This is a genomic window from Terriglobales bacterium, assembly GCA_035543055.1.
In the GTDB taxonomy this organism is placed as follows: domain Bacteria; phylum Acidobacteriota; class Terriglobia; order Terriglobales; family Acidobacteriaceae; genus JAIQFD01.
On the sequence record DATKKJ010000148.1, the window covers coordinates 65,653 to 72,517 of the forward strand.

The following is a 6,865-nucleotide window of genomic DNA, read 5'->3' on the forward strand; positions in this document are numbered from 1 at the left end:
GCCGCGGATGTCGAATGTATGCCTGTGACATCGATGCTTGCAACCGTCGGATTCATCGTCTTTGACCTCGCAGGGGTTGCCTTTCTTCTGTGGTGTCTGGTCAACTTCGTCCGCGAAGACAGGCATCACCGGAGGAATAACGTGAAGGTCATGTACATCGAGCCATTGCCGCAACCCACCAGCACGAACGTTGTTCCCATCGGCAGCACACCTTCTGCCTCGCAAAAAGGCAGGAAAGTAAAGATGGCGCTCATGTTGGTGCTGGTTCTTGCGGTCGCTCCCGCCGCCTACGGACAGGGAACAAGTAGGTCGGATCCGGACCAGCGCGAGATCCAGGAGCTTCGGCAACTGGTTCGCGAGTTGCGCGACCGGGTGGCTGCCCTGGAGTCGCGGAACGGCACGCCACCGGCTGCTCCAGTCGTTGCCTCCGATGCCAAGGGGCAGGCGCCTGCCGCTCCGCTGAGCGACGCCGACCGCGGCACGCTGGACTTCTTCCGCGGCACCACCATCAATGTCGGCCTGGATGGCTATTACGGCTACAACTTCAACCGGCCGGTCGGGCGGGTGAACCTGTTACGCGCCTACGACGTGATGAGCGACAGCTTCAGCCTCAACCAGGCGAGCCTGATCGTGGAGCGCGCTCCCGATGTGGCCGCGGGCCGCCGCTTGGGAGCAAGGTTAGACCTTCAGTACGGCCAGGCCCCGGAAACGTCGCAGGGCAGCGCCGCCAACGAGTTGCGGCCCCAGGCATATCGGACGCTCTGGCAAGCATACGGAACTTACGTTGCGCCCCTCGGTAGCGGGCTCACCGTCGATTTCGGGAAGTGGGCCAGTTCGCTGGGGACCGAGGCCAACTACACCAAAGACCAGATGAACTATTCGCGCTCCTACCTCTTTAATTTCCTGCCGTTCTATCACCTGGGCGTGCGCGCGACCTACAGCTTCGCCCCTTGGTTCACCGCGACGTACGCAGTGGTCAATGGGATTCAACAAAGCGAGGACTTCAACAGCGCGAAGTCGCAAATGGTGTTCCTGAACTTCAAGCCGGCGAAGTCGCTGAGCTGGAACGTGAATTACTACACCGGGGAGGAGCAGCGGGATGTGGTGGCGGTGTTGAACCCCGGGCTGCCCACCGGACCTACACAGCCGGGCCTACCGGTCACGCCGGTGCTGCCCAGGCCGGACGGCCGGACGCACATCATCGATTCCTACATCACTTGGACAGCCACCCCGAAGCTGACCCTCGCGCTGGAAGGCGATTACGTCATCAGCCGCACGTTCAACCAGTCGGCGCCCTCCCATGTGAGCGGAGGCGCGGCGTACGCGCGCTATCAGCTGACGCCGAAGGCGGCGTTGGCGGGCCGCGCCGAGTATCTCTCCGACCGGGGAGGCCTGTTCAGCGGCACGACTCAGGCGCTGAAGGAGACCACGCTGACCTACGAGTACAAGTTCGCCGAAGGCTTCCTGGCGCGCGCCGAGTGGCGCCGCGATTTTTCCAATCAACCCTTCTTCCTGACAGACACAGTGGGATTGCTCAAGCAAGAACAGAACACGGCCACGCTGGGCCTGGTGTGGTGGTTCGGCCAGAAACAGGGAGCCTGGTAGGAGAGTCTCGCGCATTGCTTCCAGTCCACCTTCGCATAACGAACTCTTGACGCACTCTTTAGACAAACTTTATGAGCACCATTGTCCAATGTGAGTAGAGCAACGTTAGGATATCGCGGACCATGTCGTACAGACTCGAGATCGCGTCAATCGTCGCCGGGGTGGGACTTCTTGCCTACCTGGTACGTCTCGGTTGGAGAGAGCTGGGCGAACTCGAGAAGTTGAAGCTAGGGTTAAAGTCAAGAAGGTGACCGTGGTCGGCAGGAGATGGATATGCAGGACTTGATCTATGTTGCAGTCACAATCGCGTTCTTCGTCGTTTCGATCGGATACGTACGATTCTGTGACCGCGTGAAGTGAGGCGAACGTCATGAGCCTGGAAAGCATCATCATGCTCGTAGTAAGCGCACTGACCACCCTATACCTGTTGTACGCGCTATTGCGCCCGGAGAAGTTCTGATGAGCGACACATCCCTTCTTCTGACCTTGGGCGCGGGCTGCGTGCTGTTCGCTTCCCTGCTGTCCCAGGGTAGCGTACGCGTGTGCCAGACCATGTCGCGCATGGGCAAACCGAGGAAGTCCTCTTAGCCGGAAAGCATTCCTTATGACTCTGAATGGATGGATCCAAATCGGTGTTTTTCTCCTCCTGATCCTCGCGGTGACAAAGCCGCTGGGCGTCTTCATGGCGCGAGTCTTCAACCGCCAACGGACCTTCATGGACCCGGTGCTACGGCCTGTCGAGCGCCTGTTGTACCGGCTGACCGGGGTGGACGAGAACCACGAGATGCGCTGGACGGAATACGCCATCGCCATGCTGTTGTTCAGCGTGGTCCCGATGATCGTGCTGTACGGGTTGGAGCGCCTCCAGGGCCTGCTGCCGCTCAACCCGCAGAAGTTCGGGGCGGTGCCGAACGCCCTCGCATTCAATACAGCGGCTTCGTTCACCACCAATACCAACTGGCAGAACTACGGCGGCGAGTCCACCATGAGCTACCTGACCCAGATGGCGGGACTGGCCTACCACAACTTCACTTCTGCCGCAGTCGGCATCGTGCTGGCCATCGCGTTCATTCGCGGGATCGCACGGCGGGAGATGAAGACCATCGGCAACTTCTGGGTGGACATGGTCCGCTGTACGCTGTGGGTGCTGCTCCCGATGTGCATCGTCGGCGCCTTGCTGCTGGTTTCCCAGGGAGTGGTACAGAACCTGAGGCCTTATGACACCGTCAAGCTGGTCGAACCGCAGCAAGTGCCGAAGGTCGATGCCAATGGCAAACCGGTGCTCGGCCCGGACGGCAAGCCGGCGATGGACACGGTCACCGAGCAGACCATCGCGCAGGGGCCGGTCGCTTCGCAGGAGATCATCAAGGAATTGGGTACGAACGGCGGCGGCTTCTTCAACGCGAACAGCGCCCACCCCTTCGAAAACCCCACTCCGTTGTCCAACCTGATGGAGATGTTTGCCATCTTCGCGCTCTCCTCAGGTCTGACCTACACACTGGGGCGGATGACTGGCTCGCAGAAACACGGCTGGGCGGTGTGGGCGGCCATGGCCATCCTGTTCCTGGCCGGTGTGACCACCGCCTATTGGGCGGAAGCGCGGGGTAATCCGCTGCTCGCCGGCGCGGACCAGCGCGTCAGTGCGCTGCATTCGGGCGGGAACATGGAAGGCAAGGAGGTCCGCTTCGGCATCGCGAACACCGCGCTGTGGGCGACGATCACGACCGATGCGAGCTGCGGCGCCATCAATGGGTGGCATGACTCCTTCACGCCGCTCGGCGGCATGGTCCCGCTGGTCAACATCATGCTGAGCGAGGTCATCTTCGGCGGAGTGGGCGCCGGCATGTACGGCATTCTGATCTACATCGTGCTCGCCGTCTTCATTGCGGGCCTGATGGTGGGGCGCACGCCGGAGTATCTGGGCAAGAAGATCGAGGCTTATGACGTCAAGATGGCAATGCTGGTCGTGCTCGTCTTCCCGCTGGTGATCCTGATCTTCTCCGCTATTTCGTCGGTGAGCGGATTCGGGACCTCCAGCATTCTCAATCCGGGGCCGCACGGCTTGTCCGAGATCCTCTACTCCTTCACGTCACAAGCAGGGAATAACGGCTCCGCCTTCGCGGGCCTGACGACCAATACCCTCTGGTACAACGTCTCCGGCGGCTTCACCATGCTGATCGGACGATTCCTGATGATCATCCCGATGCTGGCGATCGCCGGCAACCTGGCGGGCAAGAAGATCGTCCCACCGTCGCTGGGCACCTTCCCGGTGACGACGCCGCTGTTCACGGCGCTGCTGATCGGCGTGATCCTGATCGTCGGCGCTCTGACATTTTTCCCGGCCTTGAGCCTGGGACCCATCCTGGAACATTTGCTGATGCTCGCAGGCAAAACCTTCTGACCACGGAATAAGACTATGGCGAAACAGAAAGCTATTTGGGAATGGAAGATCGTACGGCGCGCGGTCCTGGATTCGTTCGTGAAGTTGAACCCGCGCAAGATGATGGGCAACCCGGTCATGTTCGTGGTGGAGATCGGGAGCGTCATCACCACCGCCCTCCTGCTCAGGGGCGGGACGGCCTTCAAGTTCAATCTTCAGATCACGCTCTGGCTCTGGTTCACGGTCTTGTTCGCCAATTTTGCTGAAGCCATGGCCGAAGGCCGCGGCAAGGCCCAGGCCGACACGCTGCGCAAAGCGCGCTCCGAGACCATTGCCAACCGCCTGCTCGCCGACGGGAAGACGGAGCAGGTGCCGAGTTCCAAGCTCCGCGCCGAAGATGTGGTCATGGTCTCCGCCGGCGAACTGGTCCCGTCCGACGGGGAGATCCTCGAGGGCGTCGCTTCCGTGGACGAGTCGGCGATCACCGGCGAGTCTGCACCGGTCATTCGCGAAGCCGGTGGCGACCGTTCGGCGGTGACCGGCGGTACCCGCGTCTTGTCCGATCAGATCAAGGTGAAGATCACCGCGAATCCCGGCGAGACCTTCCTGGACCGCATGATCGCCCTGGTCGAAGGCGCCGAACGCCAGAAGACCCCGAACGAGATCGCGCTCAACATCCTTTTGGCCGGGCTGACCATCATCTTCCTTCTGGCAGTCGTGACCTTGCAGCCCTTCGCCATCTACTCGGGCTCGCCGCAGACGGTGTTCGTGCTGGTGTCACTGCTGGTCTGCCTGATCCCGACCACCATCGGCGGCTTGCTCTCGGCGATCGGGATCGCCGGTATGGACCGCCTGATCCAGCACAACGTGCTGGCCATGTCCGGCCGCGCCGTCGAAGCCGCCGGCGACGTGAACACCCTGCTGCTGGACAAGACCGGCACCATCACCCTGGGGAATCGCCAGGCGTCGCGCTTCATTCCGGCGCCCGGGGTGAGCGAGAAAGATCTGGCGGACGCGGCGCAACTGTCATCGCTGGCCGATGAGACCCCCGAAGGCCGCTCCATCGTGGTGCTGGCCAAGGAGAAGTACGGCCTGCGCGGCCGCGAACTACAGTCTCACCAAGCGGAATTCGTGCCCTTCTCTGCGAACACCCGCATGTCGGGCGTGAACATGAACGGCTTTGAGATCCGCAAGGGCGCAGCCGACGCGATCCAGGCGTATCTCGCGGAGAAGAGCGCGGCATTTCCCGCGGAAGTGCAAAGTATCGTGGAAGACATTGCGCGTAGCGGCGGAACGCCCTTGGTGGTCGCTGAGCGACGCCGCGGCGCGCTTGGAGTGATCGAACTGAAAGACGTCGTGAAGGGGGGCATGCGTGATCGTTTCGACCAACTGCGCGCCATGGGTATCCGTACAGTCATGATCACCGGCGATAACCCGCTTACGGCGGCGGCGATTGCCCGCGAGGCCGGGGTTGACGACTTCCTGGCCCAGGCCACGCCCAAGGACAAGATGGACCTGATCCGCAACGAACAGGCCGGCGGCAAGCTGGTGGCCATGACCGGTGATGGCACCAACGACGCGCCGGCGCTTGCTCAGGCCGACGTCGGGGTCGCCATGAACACCGGCACCCAAGCCGCAAAAGAGGCCGGCAACATGGTCGACCTCGATTCCAATCCCACCAAGCTCATCGAGGTGGTCGAGATCGGCAAGCAGCTCCTGATGACCCGTGGAGCGCTCACCACGTTCTCTATCGCCAACGACGTCGCCAAGTACTTCGCCATCATCCCGGCGATGTTCGCCGGGACCTTCCCGGTGCTCCAGGCGCTGAACATCATGCACTTGCAGACACCGTGGTCTGCGATCTTGTCGGCGGTGATCTTCAATGCGCTGATCATCATCGCGCTCATCCCACTGGCCTTGCGCGGCGTGAAGTATCGGCCGATGGGCGCGGCGGCTCTTTTGCGGCGCAATCTCTGGATCTACGGAGTGGGCGGGATCATCGTGCCGTTCATCGGGATCAAACTGATCGACCTGGTCATCACCCGGATCGGTCTTGCGTAAAGGAATCTTGCCATGAAGAAGAACCTCATCACGGCTGTGCTCATGACGATCGTCACCACCATCCTGCTGGGAATCGTTTATCCGTTGGTTGTGACCGGCATCGCCAGGGTATTGTTCCCCGACAAGGCCAATGGTCAATTGATCGTTCGCGACGGCAAAGTGATGGGGTCGCGCATCATCGGCCAAGCGTTCGTCGGCTCGACATATTTCCATTCCCGCCCCTCCGCGGCCGGCAACGGGTACGACGCTGCGAACTCGTCCGGGACGAACTTCGGCCCGACCAATCAAAAGCTGATCGACCGGGTGAAGCAGGATGTAGCGTCCCTTCAAGCTGAGAACCCGGGTAAGGCCATTCCGGTCGATCTGGTCACCACGTCGGCGTCGGGTCTCGACCCTCATATCTCGCCCGCCAATGCGGATTTTCAGGTCCCGCGCATCGCCCGCGAGCGCGGCATGAGCGAAGATCAGGTGCGGCAGCTGGTCGCCAAGCACGCGGAGGCCCGGCAGTGGGGATTCCTCGGCGAGCCACGTGTGAACGTTCTGGAGCTGAATCTCGATCTCGACGCGCGGTTTCCGCTCAAGAAACAAGCCGAGGCTTATTGAACCTCACCGATCGTCGCATCGCGGCCCCATGGTCCCGGTTCTCCGGGCATGTCTGGATTCCCGTTCCGCCTGCACATCCGTAACCTGCATTTTCCCTGTTTCCGAGCGACACTAGTGTGATGGCGAGCAAGAGTTTCGCTCATCGGGATATGTGGGGGCATGAGCGGGAGGGCTATGCCCACGAGCGGCCCGAGGTCGCCTACGCCCCCGCCAAGC

Annotated in this window: 7 protein-coding genes; 6 read left to right on the forward strand and 1 reads right to left on the reverse strand. The window is 61.6% G+C overall.

All coding sequences use genetic code 11. The annotated features are described in order from the left end of the window. Positions 1-125: 125 nt before the first annotated feature. Positions 126-254: a hypothetical protein gene (locus VMS96_10310; GenBank protein HVP43816.1), complete on the reverse strand. Its 129-nt coding sequence runs from the start codon at positions 252-254 to the stop codon at positions 126-128. On the opposite strand from VMS96_10310, the gene VMS96_10315 reads away from it, so the two are divergent. From VMS96_10315 to kdpC, 6 genes are all read left to right on the forward strand, one after another. Next, positions 244-1,605, forward strand: a complete 1,362-nt coding sequence (locus VMS96_10315) for an outer membrane beta-barrel protein (GenBank protein HVP43817.1) — start codon at positions 244-246, stop codon at positions 1,603-1,605. The two genes, VMS96_10310 and VMS96_10315, sit on opposite strands and share 11 nt — an antisense overlap. A gap of 370 nt (positions 1,606-1,975) precedes the next feature. Then, positions 1,976-2,065 carry a K(+)-transporting ATPase subunit F gene (gene kdpF, locus VMS96_10320; GenBank protein ID HVP43818.1) on the forward strand — a complete coding sequence of 30 codons (90 nt, stop codon included), beginning with the start codon at positions 1,976-1,978 and terminating at the stop codon, positions 2,063-2,065. Next, positions 2,065-2,193, forward strand: a complete 129-nt coding sequence (locus VMS96_10325; protein HVP43819.1) for a hypothetical protein — start codon at positions 2,065-2,067, stop codon at positions 2,191-2,193. Before kdpF ends, VMS96_10325 begins: the two co-directional genes overlap by 1 nt. Positions 2,194-2,209: 16 nt before the next feature. Beyond that, a complete protein-coding gene (gene kdpA, locus VMS96_10330; GenBank protein HVP43820.1) occupies positions 2,210-4,006 on the forward strand; it encodes a potassium-transporting ATPase subunit KdpA in 1,797 nt (598 codons plus the stop codon). A gap of 15 nt (positions 4,007-4,021) precedes the next feature. After that, positions 4,022-6,046, forward strand: coding sequence for a potassium-transporting ATPase subunit KdpB (kdpB, locus tag VMS96_10335; protein ID HVP43821.1), 2,025 nt, complete (start codon positions 4,022-4,024; stop codon positions 6,044-6,046). 12 nt (positions 6,047-6,058) lie between these two features. Next, positions 6,059-6,649, forward strand: coding sequence for a potassium-transporting ATPase subunit KdpC (kdpC, locus tag VMS96_10340; protein ID HVP43822.1), 591 nt, complete (start codon positions 6,059-6,061; stop codon positions 6,647-6,649). The last annotated feature ends 216 nt before the right edge of the window (positions 6,650-6,865 follow it).